The sequence below is a fragment of the Vibrio sp. ED004 genome (assembly GCF_023206395.1).
In the GTDB taxonomy this organism is placed as follows: Bacteria; Pseudomonadota; Gammaproteobacteria; order Enterobacterales; family Vibrionaceae; genus Vibrio.
In genome coordinates this window covers 543370-563317 of record NZ_CP066149.1, presented here as the reverse complement: position 1 = coordinate 563317, position 19948 = coordinate 543370, and the positions used below count along the sequence as shown (strand labels likewise).

The window sequence follows — 19948 nt, the reverse complement described above, 5'->3', positions numbered from 1 at the left end:
CCGCCATAAAAGGCGGGATTTTTTATGCCTGTTATCTTGGGAACGCAGAATTAGAAATGAAAACTGATATAGAGGCGGCTTCTAGAGAGTAATAATAAAAAGCAGCGCTTTAAGCGCTGCCGTATTGATTAATCGTTGTGAACGGAAAGACTAATCTTCGGTCTTCTCTTTGAACTCACATAGGTCTTCAATGATACAACTGCCACAGCGTGGTTTACGCGCGACACAGGTGTAACGTCCATGAAGAATGAGCCAGTGGTGGACATCCAATTTGAATTCTTTTGGAATGACTTTGAGAAGCTTAGCCTCAACATCGTCGACCGTTTTACCCATTGCTAGCTTAGTACGATTTGATACACGGTAGATGTGAGTATCAACGGCAATGGTTGGCCAACCGAAAGCGGTATTCAATACTACGTTAGCAGTCTTACGGCCAACGCCAGGAAGGGCTTCTAGCGCCGCACGATCTTCCGGAACTTCACCGTTATGTAGATCAAGCAGCATTCGACACGTTTTAATGGTGTTTTCTGCTTTTGAATTAAATAGGCCGATTGTCTTGATGTACTCTTTCAAGCCATCAACACCTAGGTCGAAAATGGCTTGGGGAGTATTAGCCACTGGGTAAAGCTTATCCGTTGCTTTATTGACACTGACATCGGTTGCCTGTGCTGATAAAAGTACGGCGATCAGCAACTCGAAAGGGCTGTTCCAGTTAAGCTCAGTCTCTGGCTTTGGATTGTTTTCTCTTAAACGCTCAAGTATTTCTACTCGTTTTACATTGTTCATAGCGACATTACTTTCAAATAGTTAGGGCTTGAGTTCCGGAGTTGGTATTCAATAAACTCTCAATGCTCAGGCTTTATCATCGGTTACGCGCTCTTATGAGCGTCATTATTATGTGTACTTGGTCAATCTAATTACCTGCTGAGCGGTTGAGCTACTCAGCAGGGGTTTAAGCTACTGTAACTTATTAAGCATTGGTAACGCGAGCGCGTTCAATGACTGGTTTTTCTTGTTTAGGCTGTCTAGATTTTGCTTGGTTGTCGATGATGTTTTTCAACGCAATCAAAAAACCAACACCAATAAAGGCACCTGGCGGAAGCAGGGCTAGCAAGAAGCTGTTATCAAATTGGAATATCTGAATTCGTAACACAGAAGCCCAATCACCAAGAAGCAGGTCTGCACCATCAAACAGAGTACCGTTACCAATAACCTCACGCATTGCACCCAGTACAACCAGTACCGATGTCATGCCAAGACCCATCCAGAAACCATCTTGAGCAGCAGGTACCACTTCGTTTTTAGAAGCGAAGGCTTCAGCTCGGCCAATAATGATACAGTTGGTTACGATCAGTGGGATAAAGATACCCAAAGATAGGTACAGGCCATAAGCGTAAGCATTCATCAAAAGTTGAACACAGGTTACCAGTGATGCAATGATCATTACGAATACTGGAATACGCACTTCTTTTGGTACGTGGTTACGAACCAGAGAAACAGCAACGTTCGAACCTACCAATACAAGCAGAGTCGCAATACCCAGTCCAAGTGCGTTGGTCACCGTTGAAGATACAGCCAACAGAGGACATAAGCCAAGAAGTTGAACTAGGGCAGGGTTGTTAGCCCACATGCCATTTTTGATTAGTGTTTTATGGTCACTCATTATTCACCACCACAATTTAGAGGTTGAGCAAGCAATGCTTGGTTGTTTTGGTTAACGTACTGAACCGCTTGTTTAACTGACTTCACAACCGCTCTCGGAGTGATAGTAGCGCCAGTAAACTGGTCGAAGTCACCACCGTCTTTACGAACCTTCCAACGGTCTAGATTAGAATCCGTCACTTGCTTACCTGCAAACGAAAGAATCCAATCACTCACACGCAGATCAATTTTATCACCCAAGCCCGGAGTTTCTTGGTGTGAAAGCACGCGAGTACCTAAAATAGTACCGTCGATTTTCATTCCAACAATGACTTTAATCGCGCCATTGTAGCCGTCTGGTGCAATCGCTTCGATAGCAATCGCGCTTGGCTCACCATTAAGTTTAGCGATGTAAGCTGGCATCGCTTGTTCAGTACCAAGTTCTTCTGCTTGAACCAAAGTACAAGACGAAAACAGTTCGTTGTCGTGAAGATCGTGTGGGATCACTTGGTTAAGAACAGACAGCAGTTGAGCCTGTTCTTGCTGTTTGATTTGATCTTTAGTCAGGTAGTGAGTCACCGCGACCAAACCTGTTGAAGCACACGCAAAAATCGCGAGTACAAGGCCGTTTTTCTTAATAGCATTTAGCATGGTATCCGCTCCTTAGTGGCCGTATGTACGAGGTTTGGTGTAGTAGTCAATCAGTGGAACACACATGTTGGCTAACAATACAGCAAACGCCACGCCATCAGGGAAACCACCCCAACTGCGGATAATAAACACTAATGCGCCAATCAGAGCACCAAATACTAAACGACCCTTTACCGTCGTCGAAGCTGAAACCGGATCGGTTGCAATAAAGAATGCACCAAGCATGGTTGCACCAGACAATAGGTGAATAGTTGGAGAGGCGGTTTCACCTGGCGTTAGGATTAAGAATACTAGGCTAAACAGAGCAAGGCTGCCGATGAACGCCACAGGAATATGCCATTGAATTACGCGTTGCTTGATAAGTACCAAGCCGCCAACTAGGTAAGCAAGGTTCACCCATTCCCAACCTACGCCAGCTAGCCAGCTGAATTGCGGTTGAGACAGAGCTTCAGACGCTGTGTTACCTGCCGTTAATGCCGTTTTGAATGCATCAAGCGGCGTTGCCATTGTGGTGCCATCAATACCAAGGCGTGCTTGTTGAAGAGACAAACCTTCATTATTGAAACCCGTAAAGATCATCAAGAAAGAGTCAACAAAGCTTGTTGCTTCTGCCGTTAAGCTGGCTGGTGCATTCCAACTGGTCATCTGAACTGGGAAAGAGATCAGCAAAACAACGTAAGCCACCATCGCTGGGTTAAATGGGTTTTGCCCAAGGCCGCCATATAAGTGTTTCGCAATAATAATCGCGAAGAACATACCAATCACTAGAATCCACCACGGTGAGTGCGGAGGAATAGCGACACTGAGTAGCCAAGCGGTCACAACCGCACTGTAATCACGCAGCGCCATTACTGGCGGGCGTTTTCTTAGCAGCATTACGGCTGCTTCAAAGGTAACAGCAAGTGCGATAGCAAATACTAACTGGATGAGCGTACCCCATCCAAAGAAGTAGGTTTGAGCTAGTAGACCTGGCAATGCACAAATAGCCACCCATTTCATGAGATCTGGGGTGCTTCTACGATTGTGTGCGTGCGGTGAGCTGGCGATAAAGAAGGCCACTACTCTTTCTCCTCATTGTTCTTTTTATCTTGCTCTTGCTGCGCTTTTCTTGCTTTAGCACGAGCAATTGCGGCAGCAACGGCTGCTTTCTTAGGATCGACGGGTTCTGATTGAGCCTCAGATTCAACCACAGTCTCTTTTTCAATTAATGGTTCAGCCACGGCTTCAGGAGTGATTTCTTCAGCTTCGACCTGCTTAGCTTGCTGTGCTTTCTTCGCTTTAGCACGTGCGATAGCGGCAGCAACCGCGGCTTTCTTAGGATCGACAGCTTCTGGTTGAGTATCAGCTACTACTTCGAGCACTGGATCAGGCGTTTCTGCTGTCTCAGCCTGTTTCACTTGCTGAGCTTTCTTCGCTTTAGCGCGCGCGATAGCGGCAGCAACAGCGGCTTTTTTAGGATCGACTGAATCTTGTTGAGTTTCAGCTTCAACTTCAATTACTGGCTCAGGCGTTTCTACTGTCTCAGCTTGTTTTGCTTGCTGAGCTTTCTTCGCTTTAGCGCGTGCAATGGCCGCAGCAACTGCGTCTTTTTTAGCATCGCCAGAGCTTCCAGATGGAGCTTCACTTTCTGTTTGAATAGCCGATTCCGCTTGCTGTGCTTTCTTCGCTTTAGCACGTGCAATCGCAGCAGCAACTGCATCTTTCTTGGCATCACCAGTACTTTCAACAGGAGCATCAGAAGCTGATTCCGCTTGTTGAGCTTTCTTCGCTTTAGCACGAGCGATAGCTGCAGCAACGGCGTCTTTCTTAGCGTCGCCAGAGCTTCCAGTTGGAGCTTCACTTTCTGTTTGAATAGCTGATTCCGCTTGCTGAGCTTTCTTCGCTTTAGCGCGAGCTATTGCGGCAGCAACTGCGTCTTTCTTGGCATCGCCAGTAGTTTCAGTTGGAGCGTCAGAAGCTGATTCTGCTTGCTGTGCTTTCTTTGCTTTAGCGCGAGCAATAGCGGCAGCAACGGCGTCTTTCTTGGCATCGCCAGAGCTTTCAGCTGGAGCGTCAGAAGCTGATTCCGCTTGTTGTGCTTTTTTCGCTTTAGCGCGTGCAATCGCAGCAGCAACGGCGTCTTTCTTGGCATCACCAGTACTTTCTGCTGGAGCATCATAAGCTGATTCCGCTTGTTGTGCTTTCTTAGCTTTAGCACGAGCGATAGCGGCAGCAACAGCATCTTTCTTGCCATCACCAGAGCTTTCATCTGGAGCGTCAGCAGCAGCTTGTTGTGCTTTGCGCTCTCGAGCTTGACGCTTACGTTCTTCACGTAGCTTCGACATCTCAGAGTTGTCTGGTTCAGCACCGTCTGCTTTCTGAGCCGCAGCTTGTTTCGCTTTTGCCTTAGCAATTGCAGCCGCTACCGCAGGTTTCACTGTTGGCTCTTCACTTGGAGCCTGATCAGCAGCTGCTTTTTGTGCTTTAACTCGTGCAATCGCAGCAGCAATTGCATCGTCACCGTCTGCCGCTTTCATGTCTTTACGACGGTTATCCGCGGCTTTCTTGAAGCGGTTTTCGCGTTCTGCTTTGTCACGCTCCATACGAGCGTTTTTCTCTTCGAAACGAACCTTGGCACGCTCTGCGGCTGTTGCTTCGTCTTTTCTTGTTTTGATTTCGGCTTTCGCTTGGCGATAGTACTGAACAAGAGGAATTTCACTTGGACACACAAACGCACAAGCACCACATTCAATACAGTCTTTAATATTTAGCTCTTCGCACTTGTCCAGCTCATTGGCTTTCGCGTGCCATTGCAGCTGTTGAGGCAGTAGAGAGGCAGGACAAGCTTCGGCACAAGCACTGCATCGAATACATTCCATTTCGTAAGTGCTTGGAGAAATCTCACGACGCGTTGGCGCTAAAATACAGTTCGACGTTTTAGTGATTGGCACATTGGCATGTGGCAAGGTGAAGCCCATCATAGGACCGCCCAAAATCAAACGCGGCAGCTTTTTATCGGCTTTGTAGCCAAACTCTTCAAGCAACTCATGTACTGGCGTGCCTAGAAGTGCCCAAACGTTACGAGGTTGCTTAAAGGTCTTACCGGTCAAAGTCACAACGCGGTTAACGACAGGTTCACCGTCGATTACTGCTCTCTTAATTGAGTAGAGAGAGCCAACGTTCTGAACCAAAACACCGATGTCAGCAGGGATGCCGCCAGCAGGAACCTCTTTATTAGTGAGGATCTTGATAAGTTGCTTCTCACCGCCTGAAGGGTATTTGGTTGGGATAACACGAATGACGATATCTTTGTCTTTCGCGGCTATCTCAAGTGCTTTTATCGCGTCTGGCTTGTTGTCTTCAATGCCGATAACCGTCAGTTTGGGTTGAAGGATGTGTTCAACCACTTCGATGCCTTTTAGTACTTCTTCGGCATGTTCTTGAAGCAACTTGTCATCAGAGGTGATGTAAGGTTCACACTCAGCAGCGTTGACGATCAAAATGTCAGTACGCCCAAGTCCTGACTGAAGCTTTTTCGCGGTAGGGAAGCCTGCACCGCCCATGCCTGAAATACCAGCTTGGCGAATCACATCAAGCAGTTCGTCTGAGGTTTTTGTTGAAAAGTCTTCAACTGGGTGTTTTTCAATCCAAGTGTCTAAGCCGTCAGGTTTAATGACTACACTGAGTTCACTTAAGCCTGAAGGGTGAGCGGTAGTTCTTGGTTCAATAGCGGTAATCACACCCGATGTTGGTGCGTGTACTGGCAAGGTAAAACCCGTGTCCAAGGCTGTCAGTTGTTGGCCTTTTAGTACGGTGTCACCCGCAGCAACCAATAAGTTACCTGGCTTACCGATGTGCTGTTTTACCGGAAGAACGATTTCTTCAGGAAGCCTTGCGTGAACGATGTCAGTGGTATTGGACTGTTTCTTGTTTTCAGCAGGGTGCACGCCGCCAGGGAAGTTCCAAATAGAGCCCGCGCGAATTTGTTCAATTAAAGAGATCATACTAACCCTACGCTTTAGGCTCTGACACAGTTGCATCAGTCGCTTGGTTAGTGATATCTGTAACAGGAATGATGTTCATCTGCCATTTCCAATTTTCAGTCGTTGTTGCCACTGGAATCATTTCGATACAGTCAGTAGGGCACGGTGCGACACATAGATCACAACCTGTACATTCATCTTTGATAACTGTGTGCAGTGCCTTAGTGCCACCAACAATGGCGTCGACAGGGCAGGCTTGAATGCACTTGGTACAGCCGATACACATATCTTCATGAATGAAAGCAACGGTTTTTACTTTGTTATCTAAGTCATGAGCGGAGTCTTCAACTTCTACGCCCATTAAGTCTGCTAGCTTTTCAATGGTTGCTTGGCCGCCAGGAGGACATTTGTTGATCTTGTCTCCGTTAGCGATCGCCTCTGCGTATGGGCGACAACCTGGGTAGCCACATTGGCCACATTGAGTTTGCGGTAAAATGGTATCGATTTGATCAACGATAGGGTCGGCTTCTACTTTAAAACGGATAGAAGCAAAGCCCAAAATAGCGCCAAAAACAGCGGCTAAAACGGCTAGCGCAATGATCGCAATTAAAATGGTACTCATGCTTATTTCACCAACCCAGTAAAGCCCATAAATGCCAGAGACATTAGGCCTGCTGTGATCATCGCAATTGATGCGCCTTTGAATGGCATTGGAACATCAGCAACCGCAATACGCTCACGCATCGCAGCAAATAGGATCAGAACAAGAGAGAAACCCACCGCTGCGCCGAAACCATAGATGATCGACTGGATGAAGTTGTGGTTTTCATTGATGTTCAAAAGTGCCACACCTAATACCGCGCAGTTGGTGGTGATAAGAGGTAAGAAGATACCCAATAGGCGATAAAGAGTCGGGCTGGTTTTGTGAACGACCATTTCCGTAAATTGAACAACCACCGCGATAACCAAGATGAAGCTCATGGTACGCAGGTATTCAATACCCAGAGGGGTAAGGATGTAGGTTTCTACTAGGTATGCAGATACCGACGCTAACGTCAGAACGAAAGTCGTCGCGAGGCCCATGCCAATCGCAGTCTCCAGTTTCTTGGAGACTCCCATGAAAGGACATAGCCCTAAAAACTTCACTAGCACAAAGTTATTGACTAGCACTGTGCCAACCAACAACAAAAGGTATTCGGTCATAATGGATTAATTCTTGAGATTCCGATCCCGATATTATCCTGCTTTGCTCACCTAATAACAACCAAGGATCACTAGGGATTTAGACACTTGGTGAAAAAAACATCAGGTAATCGTTTGATTATTAAAGTCACACTAAGTATAGACGGGCAATTTTTACTTGGTGAGACAAGTTTATAGGAGTGGTTGAGTTGGATCTTTGACAAGATCACTCGTGAGTTGAGTGTGCTCTTAGTTCTAATTACAGGGGAATAATTGTTGGTTCTTGGGCGAGTCGAGTTATCGAAGGAACGTCAAAAAATAGCAAAATGCCGACTAAAAGCTTCAAAACGCAAAAAGCTGCATCGAGTGATGCGGCTTCTTTAAATTTGGCCCCCTTGTCGAGACTTGAACGCGGGCGGATGGGACGGTCCGACGATTCGGGTGTGACATTAACTTGGAACAAGTTAGTCGCAGTTATATACGAAAAAAGCCCAATCTTTCGATTGAGCTTTTTTCTGAATTTGGCTCCCCTTGCAAGACTTGAACTTGCGACATACGGATTAACAGTCCGCCGTTCTACCAACTGAACTAAAGGGGAATTGCTTGTTAGCGACGCGAATTCTAATAACAGTCCGTTTTTCTGTCAACAAAAAATAGCAGAAAAAAGTAAGATAAAAAACTTTACTTTCTGGAACGCCTTATTGGATTTAGCTTTGCTTTAGTTATCCACCAAAATTGTGGATAAGTGTGTGTGTGAAACTTTAACAACAATAATTGGGATAAATCTGAAAATATAAAAATTGGATCTAACTTGATGTATTTAAAGAAATAGTATCAAAATGTCACGTTTGTATAACTTTTCTGGATTATAAATTGAGCAGTAAAACAAGCGGTATTTTTAGGTTTTTTGGGGAAAAGTGGTGGATTAAAATTCGAGTAATTTAGCTGGGGAAACTTTGCAGGGGCACGGATAATACCAAGTTCTAAAAATAAAAGCTATAACTGATCTCGAATCTTAAGAAGCATTTCTCTAGATAATAGTTGCAACGACACTCCTCCTAGAGTGACAATGACCTGATTAAAAAAACAGTATGGAAATGGCGACCTATGAGTAAACTCTTTGACTTGGTATCGGACTACAGCCCGTCCGGTGACCAGCCGACAGCGATAACCAAATTACTAGATGGATTAGATTCTGGTTTGGCACATCAAACGCTATTAGGGGTAACGGGCTCAGGTAAAACCTTTACCCTTGCCAACGTCATTTCCCAATCTCAAAGACCTGCGATCTTGTTAGCGCCCAATAAGACACTCGCTGCTCAACTGTATGGTGAGATGAAGTCCTTCTTTCCTAATAATGCCGTTGAATATTTCGTTTCTTACTACGATTACTACCAACCTGAAGCCTACGTTCCGACAACAGACACATTCATCGAGAAGGACGCGTCTGTGAACGCCCATATCGAACAAATGAGGCTTTCGGCAACCAAGGCCTTACTAGAACGAAAAGACGCCATCATCGTCGCGTCTGTATCGGCTATCTATGGTCTTGGTGATCCTAAGTCTTATTTGAAGATGATGCTTCACTTGAGTCGCGGTGAGGTCATGGACCAACGTGATATCTTACGCCGCTTGGCTGAGCTACAGTATTCAAGAAACGACGTGGCGTTCGAACGTGGTCAGTTCCGCGTTCGTGGTGAAGTGATTGATATTTTCCCTGCTGAATCTGACCAAGATGCCGTGCGCATCGAAATGTTCGATGACGAAGTGGACTGCATCAGTATCTTTGATCCACTGACTGGTGCGGTTAAACAGAGGGACTTACCGCGCTTTACCGTTTATCCGAAAACTCACTATGTGACGCCAAGGGAGAAAATCCTTGAGGCGATTGAGAACATTAAAGACGAACTTCGAGACCGAGCTCAATACCTAAAAGACAACAACAAGCTTTTGGAAGAGCAGCGTATTTCTCAGAGAACTCAATTTGATATCGAGATGATGACGGAACTTGGTTTCTGCTCGGGTATCGAAAACTACTCACGATACTTAAGTGGCCGTGCGGAAGGGGAAGCGCCTCCGACATTATTTGATTATCTGCCTGATGATGGTCTGTTGATTATCGATGAGTCACACGTGACCGTGCCGCAAATTGGTGCCATGTATAAAGGTGACCGTTCGCGTAAGGAAACCCTAGTTGAATTTGGTTTCCGTCTGCCTTCTGCATTGGATAACCGCCCAATGAAGTTCGACGAGTTTGAATCGATCGCGCCGCAAACAATTTTTGTATCGGCGACACCCGGTAATTACGAGATTGAAAAATCAGATGGCGAGATTGCTGATCAAGTCGTTCGTCCGACTGGCCTGTTAGATCCAATTATTGAAGTAAGACCGGTCGCGACTCAGGTTGATGACTTGTTGTCTGAAATCAGAATCCGCTCAGCGAAAGAAGAGCGTGTTTTGGTGACCACGTTGACGAAGCGAATGGCGGAAGACTTAACTGAATATCTAAGCGAGCATGGCGTTAAAGTGCGTTACTTGCACTCGGATATTGATACGGTTGAGCGTGTCGAGATCATCCGAGACCTACGTCTAGGTGAGTTCGACGTGTTAGTGGGTATTAACTTACTTCGTGAAGGTTTGGATATGCCTGAAGTATCGCTGGTGGCGATTCTTGATGCAGATAAAGAGGGCTTCTTACGTTCTGAACGCTCTCTGATCCAAACCATTGGTCGTGCGGCTCGTAACCTTGAAGGTAAAGCGATCTTATACGGTGACTCGATTACTAAGTCGATGAAAAAAGCGATTGATGAAACCGACCGTCGTAGAGAGAAACAGCAGGCTTACAACGAAGAGCAAGGTATTACGCCACAAGCTCTGAAGCGCAACATTAAAGATATCATGGAGTTGGGTGATATCACTAAGTCGAAGCAACAGCGACAATCTAAACAAGTTCCGTTGTCTAAGGTGGCTGAGCCTTCAGAAAGTTATGCAGTGCTTACGCCGCAACAGCTTGATAAAGAGATCAGTAAGTTGGAAGCGGCAATGTATCAGCATGCTCAGAACTTGGAATTTGAATTGGCGGCACAGAAGCGTGATGAAATAGAGCAGTTAAGAAAGCAATTCATTACCAATAGCTAACTTCTCTTCAGTTAATCGCACTTCTTAACTCAAGTATTAACTAAAGAAGTTCGCCTCAAAAGGCAACATTTGAGAGTGTTCCAGACAAAAAAACAGCCAGTAGTAAATGTTCTACTGGCTTACGTTTGTGAACACTCAGTCCACTAACAACGTCAGTTGGCTAGGTGACCCGAAGGTCATCTCTATGACTGCATCGTCCGTGCCATATAGATAAAACATTGATTATTTGAAGCAACTAAAAATACAATACAAATATTGTGGCTAATTTGCATAATGCAAAGCGGAATGCGACTATAATAAGAAATGCAAATTATAAATGGCTAGGATATGCAATCAAAAACGTTAGATAACAAATCAAAGTATTTGTTGATGGTGGAGGATACGGCTTCAGTCGCAGCGTTATATCGCTCGTATCTTACACCGCTCGAAATTGATATCAACATTGTCGGCACTGGTCGCGATGCAATTGAGAGTTTGAATCATCGAATCCCTGACCTTATTTTATTAGATTTACGTCTGCCTGATATGACGGGTATGGACGTACTCTTTGCTGTAAAACAAAAATACCCTGAAGTGCCCGTTATCTTCATGACAGCGCACGGCTCTATCGATACCGCTGTAGAAGCGATGCGTCATGGCTCTCAAGATTTCCTGATCAAACCGTGTGAAGCCGACCGACTTCGTATTACGGTAAACAATGCGATTCGTAAAGCCACCAAGCTTAAAAACAGCTCTGAACATCCGGGAAACCAGAACTATCAAGGTTTTATTGGTAGTAGCCAAACTATGCAGCAGGTTTACCGAACTATCGATTCCGCCGCATCGAGTAAAGCGAGCATTTTCATTACCGGTGAAAGTGGTACGGGTAAAGAGGTATGTGCAGAAGCGATTCACGCGGCGAGTAAACGTGGCGATAAGCCTTTTATCGCAATCAACTGTGCGGCAATTCCTAAAGACTTGATTGAAAGTGAGCTGTTTGGTCACGTAAAAGGGGCATTTACGGGCGCGGCAACCGATCGCCAAGGTGCTGCTGAATTGGCTGATGGAGGCACACTGTTCCTCGATGAGCTGTGTGAGATGGATCTTGAACTGCAAACAAAGCTTCTACGTTTTATCCAAACGGGTACTTTTCAAAAGGTAGGCTCTTCGAAGATGAAGAGTGTGGACGTGCGCTTTGTTTGTGCGACCAACCGCGACCCTTGGAAAGAAGTACAAGAAGGTCGCTTTAGAGAAGATTTATACTACCGTCTGTATGTGATTCCTCTGCATTTGCCGCCGTTGCGTGAACGTGGTGAAGATGTCATCGAGATTGCTTACTCATTATTGGGTTACATGTCGGTTGAAGAAGGCAAGGCGTTTGTACGTTTTGCTCAAGAAGTGTTGGATCGCTTTAACCAATATGAGTGGCCGGGTAACGTTCGTCAGCTACAAAACGTATTGCGGAATGTAGTGGTATTGAATAATGGTAAAGAGATTACTCTGAACATGCTTCCGCCACCATTAAACCAACCGATTGAAAACAGTCTGCGCCTGAAAGAGAAGCAGAGTGAAGACATCACAGTAAAAGATATTTTCCCATTGTGGATCACTGAGAAAACGGCAATCGAACAGGCCATAAAAGCGTGTGATGGCAACATCCCTCGCGCGGCTGGTTTCTTGGATGTCAGTCCATCAACGATATACCGTAAATTGCAAACGTGGAATGCGAAGCAGTAATCGCCAAACAATAAGAAAGAACGATGATGAAAGTATTAAATCAGCAAAAAGTTGATGAGCTTGCCGGTGAGATTGGGCAAGAGAATGTCCCTGTGTTATTGGAAATCTTTTTAGGTGAATTGAAAGGATACTACGAGCACCTAGAGCTAAACAAAGATACCGATACGTCTAAGTACTTGGCCGACATCAGCCATGCATTGAAGAGCAGTGCTGCGAGTTTTGGTGCTGATTCTCTGTGTAATTTTGCTATTAGCTTAGACGCAAAAGTGAAGCAAGCATTGCCCGTGACTGATATTGATTTTCAAGATATGCAGGAGCTTCTGCTATCGACTTATACTGAATATCAGCAGTTGATGACGGATCTCTAAAACGGTTAATTGCCAAATATACAAGTAGAGATACAGAGACTAAAAAAGGAGCATGATGCTCCTTTTTCGTTTTCAGCCCTAAACCACCTACTTCAGTAGGTGGTTATCATTCAGTTTGGCTTTGCCTGTAGTTCTACCCATGTTAAATGCTCCCTTGATTTTTAGCGAAGTCAAAGAGGACAAATAACATGAGCAGATATAATCAAGCTTCCCACGTATTTTGGAGATGTCAATATCACATAGTGTGGACACCAAAGTATCGATTTAGGATTTTGAAAAACAATGTAGGTAAAAGAAGTTTATCGATGTATAAACGTTTACTGTAATCAACTTGGATGTGAAGTCGTTGAATTAAACGTTCAAGTTGACCACGTGCACTTGGTAGTAAAAGTTCCGCCTAAGTTATCGATATCCAAGTTGATGGGCGTATTGAAAGGCAAAATAGCTTTAAAACTCTTTAGTAAATTTCCATATTTAAGGAGAAACAAACTCTGGGGTAACCACTTTTGGCAAAGGGGCTATTTTGTCGATAGCGTAGGGGTTAATGAAGAAATCATTCGACGCTATGTAAGACATCAAGAGAAAAAAGAGCGCGTGGAGCAGCAGCAATTGGCGTTGGACTAAACAAAGGCCCCCTTTTAGGGGGCTCACATAAAGCCACCTTCTTTAGAAGGTGGTAATTTACTTTCTATCACTTGAACTTATGGACTAAGCCAGCTGAGCTTCGATCGCTTGTTGAAGCTTCACACGGTCGTGTCGCCAATCTCGATTTGCAGATGCAAGATCCGTGGTCACACAATTCCATTGGCCTTCTAGTTCTGGATGCGGCTCATTACCTAATACGACGTCTATCTTACGTGCTTTACAGGTACGTTCACACCACTCCAATTGTTCTTGAAGCGTCATTTTACCTGCTGGACCGTGTTCTGGAGACAGGTTTTCAATGAAGATAACTTTTGCCTTGGTGTTTCCAGCGATTGCTTTACCAATTTCTGGCAGCAGCAGCGGAGGCATCACACTGGTTAAAAAACTGCCAGGACCAAGCACAATACAGTCTGCTTCTTCCACCGCAGCTACGGCTTCTTTGGTTGCTGGCACTTCTGGCGACAAGTCCATCATGCGCAGCTTTTCCGTCATGTCATCAACATTGGTTTCGCCGGTTACCCAGCGGCCGTCCATGGATAGGGCTGTGAGGTCAGAAGGGTGCTCTGTCATCGGCACGATATTGACGTCGACCTTGAGCATATTTCGAATTAGGTTAATCGCTTCCAATGGACGAACCGAGAGGTTATCTAATGCTGTGAGCATGAGGTTACCCAGGTTATGACCATCGAGTTCGCCTTGGCCGCGAAAGCGGTATTCAAACATCATCGAGCTGATTGAAGGTTCAGTGATCAATTGGTTGATACAGTTACGAGTATCTCCCCAAGCGATACCACCTTGGCAGTCTCGAATTCGTCCGGTTGAACCACCATTATCCGTTGTTGCAACAATGCCAGTTGCGTTATTACCAAAGTCTTTTAGTGCAGCAAGCATACGACCTAAGCCATGGCCTCCACCGATTGCTACGACTTTCTTTGAAGAGTAAATATTCATTTTTTGTTCTTGTTAGATTATTACCAACTATAATTTAGGTTAAATGCTTCTCGCTATATACTCAACAAGAGTTATTTTGAGCGTTTGATACGTTTTTTTTGCCGATGTGACCCGTTTTTTACCATCAGAGCTAGATTCACGTACAAATATTAAGTATTTTATTACTCAGCTACTGCACGTATGAATATAACGTGCGGTTGCCATAACTCCGAGCTCTCGCATGCTAAGTCGCACAGTGGTATTTGCTGTACCGATACGCATCAAGAGCCAGTGACATGTTGTCACAAGGGCTTAATTGGAAATGATTATGCCTCCCGTGTTTGGAAAGGTGTTCCGTGGCGCAACAATTCGAAGATAGATTCCATCGCAAGTTTTATTACTTGCGCTTGTCGGTTACAGACGTCTGTAACTTTAAATGTACTTACTGCTTGCCGGATGGTTATAAACCATCAGGGCAAAAAAACTCGTCTTTTTTAAGTGTTCCCGAGATCAAACGCGTTGTAAAAGCGTTTGCAGATTGTGGTACCTCAAAGATCCGCATTACAGGCGGAGAGCCGAGTCTGCGTAAAGACTTTCCTGAAATCATACATACCGTTGCTTCTACTCCAGGCATCGAAAAAGTAGCCACGACAACGAACGGCTACCGCATGGAGAAACAAGTAGGGCAGTGGCGTGATGCTGGTTTAACCCATATAAACGTCAGCGTGGATAGCTTAGATTCACGTATGTTCCATCAGATCACTGGTGAGAATAAGTTTACTGAGGTTATGCGAGGCATTGATAAAGCGTTTGAGGTTGGCTACGAACAAGTCAAAGTCAACGTTGTATTGATGAAAGACCTCAACAGTCAGGAATTACCAGCCTTCCTTAATTGGATCAAAGACAAACCTATTCAATTACGTTTTATCGAGCTGATGAAAACCGGCGAGATGGATGAGTTGTTTGATAAACACCATGTATCGGGCGTTGCGATTCGCAACCAGCTTATTGCTAACGGCTGGCTACTAAAAGTCAAAGCCGTTAATGATGGCCCTGCACAAGTGTTTGTCCACCCAGACTACAAGGGTGAAATTGGTTTGATCATGCCTTACGAGAAAGACTTTTGTGAGAGTTGTAACCGCCTGCGTGTTTCTGCGACCGGTAAACTTCACCTATGTCTGTTTGGCGACCACGGTGTTGAACTGAGAGATCTGATTCAAGAAGATCAACAAGAGCAAGAGCTCATTGATCGAATTCAGGCTCAGCTTCAAACCAAGTCCGTTAGCCACTTCTTACACGATGGCAACAGCGGCATGACTCCAAACTTGGCGTCAATCGGCGGTTAACCCGCCATATACTCTAAAGCATTTTATCGCTCAGCTTCTTTAGGCTGGGCGAATCAGTCTAGGGCGTGTTGCTCTTTCGAGCTGATTTTTGCAGCGAGTTGCTGGGTATTTATACAAGGCAGAGGCTTTGATGTGTAGCTAGCCTACATGAGAAGCCGATAACGTAGTAGAAATGACCAGCAAACGCTGCCCGAAGGGTTCGGCTAAAAGCGTTTTACTCTTTGTTGAGGGAGATTTGCTTAGAATGACTAGGCTACTTCCCCCTCGCCGCGATTAAAACGCTTTTATCTCGAACAAAATTTAATCACGAAAGGTCAACACGCCCTCATAATTGAAAAATTTATATAGGTGAACAAATGGGTCACGCAGAAAGCAAATTCCAAGCAGCAAACATCGCAGTACTAACGGTTTCAGATACGCGTACAGAAGAAAATGACACGTCAGGTGGTTACCTAGCTGAGCATGCTAAAGAAGCGGGTCACAACGTTGTTGATAAGCAAATCGTTATCGATGACATGTACAAGATCCGTGCGATCGTATCTAAGTGGATCGCTGATGAAAGCGTACAAGCGATCATGATCACTGGCGGTACGGGCTTCACTTCTCGTGACAGCACGCCTGAAGCGCTTAAGCCACTATTCGACAAAGAAGTAGAAGGCTTTGGTGAGCTATTCCGTCAAGTGTCTTACGAAGAGATCGGTACATCGACTATTCAATCTCGTGCGATTGCGGGCTTTGCTAACCACACAGTAATCTTTGCGATGCCAGGTTCTACAGGTGCTTGTCGCACAGGTTGGACTAAGATCATCAAGCAACAGATGGATGCTAGCCACCGCCCTTGTAACTTCATGCCACACCTTTCTGTATAAGGTGGTTTGAGCATGAGCCAATTTACACACATTAACGCGTCTGGCGAAGCAAACATGGTCGATGTATCGGCTAAAGCTGAGACAGTACGTGAAGCGAGAGCGGAAGCATTCGTTCAAATGTCTGCTGAAACGCTAGAGCTGATTGTTTCTGGTAGCCATCATAAAGGTGATGTTTTCGCGACGGCACGTATCGCGGGTATTCAAGCAGCTAAGAAGACGTGGGATCTGATTCCACTGTGTCACCCTCTGTTATTAACCAAAGTAGAAGTGCAGCTTGAAGCTATCGAGTCTGAAAACAAGGTTCGCATCGAGTCTGTTTGTAAGCTTGCTGGTAAGACAGGCGTAGAAATGGAAGCGCTAACGGCTGCTTCTGTTGCTGCGTTAACGATTTACGATATGTGTAAAGCTGTTCAGAAAGACATTGTTATCGAGAATGTACGCCTGTTAGAGAAGACGGGTGGTAAATCTGGTCACTTTAAGGTGGAATCATGATTACAGTACTTTTCTTTGCTCAAACTCGTGAACTTGTTGGTGTGGACAGCGTTGAAGTTGATGCACAGTTCAAGACGATTGAAGCGATTCGCAGCCATCTTGTAGCACAAGAAGGCAAATGGGATATCGCTTTGGAAGAGGGCAAGCTTCTGGCTGCGCTTAACCAATCTATCGTGCCTTTGACGACTGAAGTGAAAGACGGCGATGAAGTCGCTTTCTTCCCACCAGTGACTGGAGGCTAAGCATGGATCCAAGAGTATTAGTGACAGCAGAGGATTTCTCTGTAGGCGACGAATACGACTACTTGGCTCAAGGTACAGCTGCCGGAGCGATTGTGACGTTCGTTGGTAAAGTTCGCGACATGAACCTTGGCGACAATGTGATAGGTTTGTCTCTGGAGCACTACCCAGGTATGACCGAGAAATCACTGAGCGAGATCTGTGATCAAGCTGAAGCGCGCTGGCCAATTCAAAAGATGCGTGTTATCCACCGTGTTGGTGACCTAGATATAGGTGACCAGATTGTTTACGTTGGTGTATCCAGTGCACACCGCGGTGCGGCCTTTGAAGCCTGTGAGTTTGTTATGGACTTCCTAAAAACCAAAGCGCCGTTTTGGAAGAAGGAACGTACCACTGAAGAAACTCGTTGGGTTGACTCTCGAGATTCAGATGCGAAAGCTGCAGAGCGTTGGGAAAAATAACCACCCAAGGTTACTTACCTTCAGAACGAATATTAAAAGCCGACTATTAAAGTCGGTTTTTTTGTGCGTGCTACGAAGCTATTTATAAATAAGTGGTGTATTAATAAATGGTTAATCATTCAAGTTGCATATAAATTCGGTGCGTGATTTTGTCTGTCTTGGTGCATTTCTAAATCTGTTTTGGTGCAGTGCATTATGCTGTTTTGTATAAAGTGATAATCCTCACAAATAGTGGAGTCTATTTAGGGGATATGTGATGTGCAATTAGATTTCATGTGGCATTAATGTTAATTTGCTGACCGTGTTCTAGCATAAGATGCTAAAAAAAAGTATCAATACAGATACATCAACACTAAAGGCTGTTTTTTAATTAATCCCTATGTGTAACTCACTATTCATTAGGTTTTTATTAGAGGTTTACACTATTACCTTGAGTAATTCGGAGAATTATCCGATTTTTTGCGACTTGTTTATGGCAAATTACTTCAATGGTTGATAGTGTGTGCCTCAATCTTTGTAAGGTTTTAGGTTTTTATGCTTAAATTTTGAGCTAAATAAATCTAAATCACTGCCGTTCAGTGAACTAAGCAAAGAAGTCATGGATGCAATACATAAAACTTGGAGTTTATTAAATGTACAAGAATAAAATCACTCAGGCCCTTCTTCTAGGTGCTGGTTTGGCAGTGGCTGCCTCTTCTACGCTTTCTATCGCTGCTGAAGTTCCAGCAGGCACTGAACTAGCAAAAGTTCAGGAACTGGTTCGCGGCAACGGTACTGAAGTAGCAACGCTCGACCCTCACAAATCTCAAGGTGTACCAGAATCTCACGTAATCCGTGATCTTCTTGAAGGTTTAGTGAACCAAGATGGCGACGGCAATACTATCCCAGGAGTAGCTGAAAGCTGGGAAACGACAGACAACAAAACATTCACTTTCCACCTACGTAAAGACGCTAAATGGTCTAACGGCGATCCTGTAACGGCAAATGACTTCGTTTACAGCTTCCAACGTGCGGTTGATCCTTTAACTGCGTCTCCATACGCTTGGTACATGGAATATACCAAGATGGCGAATGCGAAAGACATCGTCGCGGGTAAGAAAGACAAGAGTGAACTAGGCGTTAAAGCTTTAGATGACTACACGTTAGAAGTGACTTTAGATACAGCTGTCCCATATTTCGTAATGATGATGGGTCACACAACAGTGAAGCCAGTACATAAAGCAACTGTTGAAAAATTCGGTGACCAGTGGACTAAGCCTGAAAACTTTGTTGGTAATGGTGCATTTGTTCCAAATCAATGGGTAGTTAACGAGCGTCTTGAACTAGTACGCAACGAAAATTACTGGGATAACGAACATACAGTTCTTAACAAAGTTACATTCCTACCAATTGAGAACCAAGTTGCGGAAATGAACCGCTTCCTCTCTGGCGAACTAGATTTCACATACGAAGTTCCTAACGAGCACTTCCGTCGCTTACAGAAAGAATACCCAGAAGATGTTAACATTAAGGGTAACCTGTGTACTTATTACTACCAATTTAATGCACAGAAAGCACCTTTCGACGACGTACGCGTTCGTAAAGCAATGTCTTACGCGATGGACCGTGACATCGTTACGAAAGCGATTCTTGGTCAAGGCCAAAAACCAGCTTACTTCTTGACTCCTGAAATTACTGCTGGTTTTGATCCGGTAACTCCAGAGTATGGTCAACTTTCTCAAAAAGAGCGTATTGCTGAAGCGAAGCGTCTTCTTGAAGAAGCTGGCTACACGAAGAGCAACCCGCTTGAATTCAATCTGCTTTACAACACATCTGAGAACCACAAGAAGCTTGCTGTAGCAATTGCATCAATGTGGAAGAAAGAGCTTGGTATTAACGCGAAACTCGAAAACCAAGAGTGGAAATCATACCTAGACAGTAAAGATACTGGTAACTTTGACGTTGCTCGTGCAGGTTGGTGTGGTGACTACAATGAAGCATCTTCATTCCTAACATTGATGGTTAGTCAGAATACAACTGCTGGTCAGCACTACAAGAGCGCTGATTACGACAAGGTTATCGAAAAAGCACTAAGCTCTACTTCAGAAGAAGAGCGCACGAAGCTATACATCGATGCAGAAAAATTGCTAGCTAAAGACATGCCAATTGCTCCAGTCTACCAGTACGTTACAACACGTCTTGTATCACCTCAGCTAGGTGGTTACCCAGAAGGTAACGCCGAAGATAAGATCTATTCAAAAGATCTTTATATCAAAGCAAAATAACCTCCTATAACAATAAAACATAACTAACTTAGACCTGTGTGCGA

Annotated in this window: 17 protein-coding genes, 1 tRNA gene, 1 pseudogene and 1 riboswitch; of the genes and pseudogenes, 10 read left to right on the top strand and 9 right to left on the bottom strand. The window is 44.8% G+C overall.

Going from position 1 to position 19948, the window contains the following annotated elements:
* Positions 1 to 150: 150 nt before the first annotated feature.
* From nth to ITG10_RS02325, 8 genes are all read right to left on the bottom strand, one after another.
* Positions 151 to 786, bottom strand: coding sequence for an endonuclease III (gene nth, locus ITG10_RS02360; protein WP_017631117.1), 636 nt, complete (start codon positions 784 to 786; stop codon positions 151 to 153).
* 184 nt (positions 787 to 970) lie between these two features.
* Positions 971 to 1663, bottom strand: coding sequence for an electron transport complex subunit E (locus ITG10_RS02355; protein ID WP_017631118.1), 693 nt, complete (start codon positions 1661 to 1663; stop codon positions 971 to 973).
* A complete protein-coding gene (gene rsxG, locus ITG10_RS02350; protein WP_048662060.1) occupies positions 1663 to 2292 on the bottom strand; it encodes an electron transport complex subunit RsxG in 630 nt (209 codons plus the stop codon). Before rsxG ends, ITG10_RS02355 begins: the two co-directional genes overlap by 1 nt.
* A gap of 12 nt (positions 2293 to 2304) precedes the next feature.
* On the bottom strand, positions 2305 to 3351 hold the full coding sequence (rsxD, locus tag ITG10_RS02345) for an electron transport complex subunit RsxD (RefSeq protein ID WP_017631119.1): 1047 nt from the start codon (positions 3349 to 3351) through the stop codon (positions 2305 to 2307).
* Positions 3351 to 6275, bottom strand: coding sequence for an electron transport complex subunit RsxC (rsxC, locus tag ITG10_RS02340; protein ID WP_248386667.1), 2925 nt, complete (start codon positions 6273 to 6275; stop codon positions 3351 to 3353). Before rsxC ends, rsxD begins: the two co-directional genes overlap by 1 nt.
* A gap of 7 nt (positions 6276 to 6282) precedes the next feature.
* Positions 6283 to 6876, bottom strand: coding sequence for an electron transport complex subunit RsxB (gene rsxB, locus ITG10_RS02335; protein WP_017632952.1), 594 nt, complete (start codon positions 6874 to 6876; stop codon positions 6283 to 6285).
* 2 nt (positions 6877 to 6878) lie between these two features.
* Complete coding sequence (rsxA, locus tag ITG10_RS02330; protein WP_004734039.1) at positions 6879 to 7457, bottom strand: electron transport complex subunit RsxA; 579 nt, start codon at positions 7455 to 7457, stop codon at positions 6879 to 6881.
* 501 nt (positions 7458 to 7958) lie between these two features.
* Positions 7959 to 8034, bottom strand: a tRNA-Asn gene (locus ITG10_RS02325).
* A gap of 509 nt (positions 8035 to 8543) precedes the next feature.
* Between ITG10_RS02325 and uvrB the strand changes: the two genes are divergently transcribed.
* From uvrB to tnpA, 4 genes and pseudogenes are all read left to right on the top strand, one after another.
* Positions 8544 to 10574, top strand: coding sequence for an excinuclease ABC subunit UvrB (uvrB, locus tag ITG10_RS02320; protein WP_017632951.1), 2031 nt, complete (start codon positions 8544 to 8546; stop codon positions 10572 to 10574).
* Positions 10575 to 10901: 327 nt separating this feature from the next.
* Positions 10902 to 12290, top strand: coding sequence for a quorum-sensing sigma-54 dependent transcriptional regulator LuxO (gene luxO / locus ITG10_RS02315; protein WP_017632950.1), 1389 nt, complete (start codon positions 10902 to 10904; stop codon positions 12288 to 12290).
* 23 nt (positions 12291 to 12313) lie between these two features.
* Positions 12314 to 12658, top strand: a complete 345-nt coding sequence (gene luxU, locus ITG10_RS02310) for a quorum-sensing phosphorelay protein LuxU (RefSeq protein WP_017632949.1) — start codon at positions 12314 to 12316, stop codon at positions 12656 to 12658.
* Between the two features lie 188 nt (positions 12659 to 12846).
* A pseudogene (gene tnpA / locus ITG10_RS02305) lies at positions 12847 to 13282 on the top strand (IS200/IS605 family transposase).
* A gap of 84 nt (positions 13283 to 13366) precedes the next feature.
* On the opposite strand, the gene ITG10_RS02300 reads toward tnpA, so the two are convergent.
* Positions 13367 to 14254, bottom strand: coding sequence for a YvcK family protein (locus ITG10_RS02300; protein WP_017632499.1), 888 nt, complete (start codon positions 14252 to 14254; stop codon positions 13367 to 13369).
* Between the two features lie 194 nt (positions 14255 to 14448).
* Positions 14449 to 14601, top strand: a riboswitch (molybdenum cofactor riboswitch).
* Here ITG10_RS02300 and moaA point away from each other — a divergent pair.
* The 6 genes from moaA (at position 14590) to ITG10_RS02270 (ending at position 19904) form a co-directional block, all read left to right on the top strand.
* A complete protein-coding gene (gene moaA / locus ITG10_RS02295) occupies positions 14590 to 15579 on the top strand; it encodes a GTP 3',8-cyclase MoaA (RefSeq protein WP_017632500.1) in 990 nt (329 codons plus the stop codon). It overlaps the preceding riboswitch by 12 nt.
* 356 nt (positions 15580 to 15935) lie before the next feature.
* Entirely contained in the window at positions 15936 to 16448 is a 513-nt protein-coding gene (gene moaB / locus ITG10_RS02290; RefSeq protein WP_004734027.1) for a molybdenum cofactor biosynthesis protein B, read from the top strand.
* Between the two features lie 12 nt (positions 16449 to 16460).
* Positions 16461 to 16940 (top strand): cyclic pyranopterin monophosphate synthase MoaC, encoded by a 480-nt coding sequence (gene moaC / locus ITG10_RS02285; protein ID WP_004734026.1) that lies wholly within the window; start codon positions 16461 to 16463, stop codon positions 16938 to 16940.
* Positions 16937 to 17182, top strand: a complete 246-nt coding sequence (moaD, locus tag ITG10_RS02280; protein ID WP_017632501.1) for a molybdopterin synthase sulfur carrier subunit — start codon at positions 16937 to 16939, stop codon at positions 17180 to 17182. The genes moaC and moaD overlap by 4 nt, the downstream gene beginning before the upstream one ends.
* 2 nt (positions 17183 to 17184) lie before the next feature.
* Entirely contained in the window at positions 17185 to 17640 is a 456-nt protein-coding gene (gene moaE, locus ITG10_RS02275) for a molybdopterin synthase catalytic subunit MoaE (RefSeq protein ID WP_017632502.1), read from the top strand.
* A 632-nt stretch (positions 17641 to 18272) separates the two neighbouring features.
* Entirely contained in the window at positions 18273 to 19904 is a 1632-nt protein-coding gene (locus ITG10_RS02270; protein WP_017632503.1) for an ABC transporter substrate-binding protein, read from the top strand.
* The last annotated feature ends 44 nt before the right edge of the window (positions 19905 to 19948 follow it).

Bases quoted from the DNA above. Each gene is read 5' to 3' on its own strand.
- nth (WP_017631117.1), bottom strand. From the start codon at position 786: ATGAACAATGTAAAACGAGTAGAAATACTTGAGCGTTTAAGAGAAAAC.
- ITG10_RS02355 (WP_017631118.1), bottom strand. From the start codon at position 1,663: ATGAGTGACCATAAAACACTAATCAAAAATGGCATGTGGGCTAACAAC.
- rsxG (WP_048662060.1), bottom strand. From the start codon at position 2,292: ATGCTAAATGCTATTAAGAAAAACGGCCTTGTACTCGCGATTTTTGCG.
- rsxC (WP_248386667.1), bottom strand. From the start codon at position 6,275: ATGATCTCTTTAATTGAACAAATTCGCGCGGGCTCTATTTGGAACTTC.
- rsxB (WP_017632952.1), bottom strand. From the start codon at position 6,876: ATGAGTACCATTTTAATTGCGATCATTGCGCTAGCCGTTTTAGCCGCT.
- rsxA (WP_004734039.1), bottom strand. From the start codon at position 7,457: ATGACCGAATACCTTTTGTTGTTGGTTGGCACAGTGCTAGTCAATAAC.
- uvrB (WP_017632951.1), top strand. From the start codon at position 8,544: ATGAGTAAACTCTTTGACTTGGTATCGGACTACAGCCCGTCCGGTGAC.
- luxO (WP_017632950.1), top strand. From the start codon at position 10,902: ATGCAATCAAAAACGTTAGATAACAAATCAAAGTATTTGTTGATGGTG.
- luxU (WP_017632949.1), top strand. From the start codon at position 12,314: ATGATGAAAGTATTAAATCAGCAAAAAGTTGATGAGCTTGCCGGTGAG.
- ITG10_RS02300 (WP_017632499.1), bottom strand. From the start codon at position 14,254: ATGAATATTTACTCTTCAAAGAAAGTCGTAGCAATCGGTGGAGGCCAT.
- moaB (WP_004734027.1), top strand. From the start codon at position 15,936: ATGGGTCACGCAGAAAGCAAATTCCAAGCAGCAAACATCGCAGTACTA.
- moaC (WP_004734026.1), top strand. From the start codon at position 16,461: ATGAGCCAATTTACACACATTAACGCGTCTGGCGAAGCAAACATGGTC.
- moaD (WP_017632501.1), top strand. From the start codon at position 16,937: ATGATTACAGTACTTTTCTTTGCTCAAACTCGTGAACTTGTTGGTGTG.
- moaE (WP_017632502.1), top strand. From the start codon at position 17,185: ATGGATCCAAGAGTATTAGTGACAGCAGAGGATTTCTCTGTAGGCGAC.
- ITG10_RS02270 (WP_017632503.1), top strand. From the start codon at position 18,273: ATGTACAAGAATAAAATCACTCAGGCCCTTCTTCTAGGTGCTGGTTTG.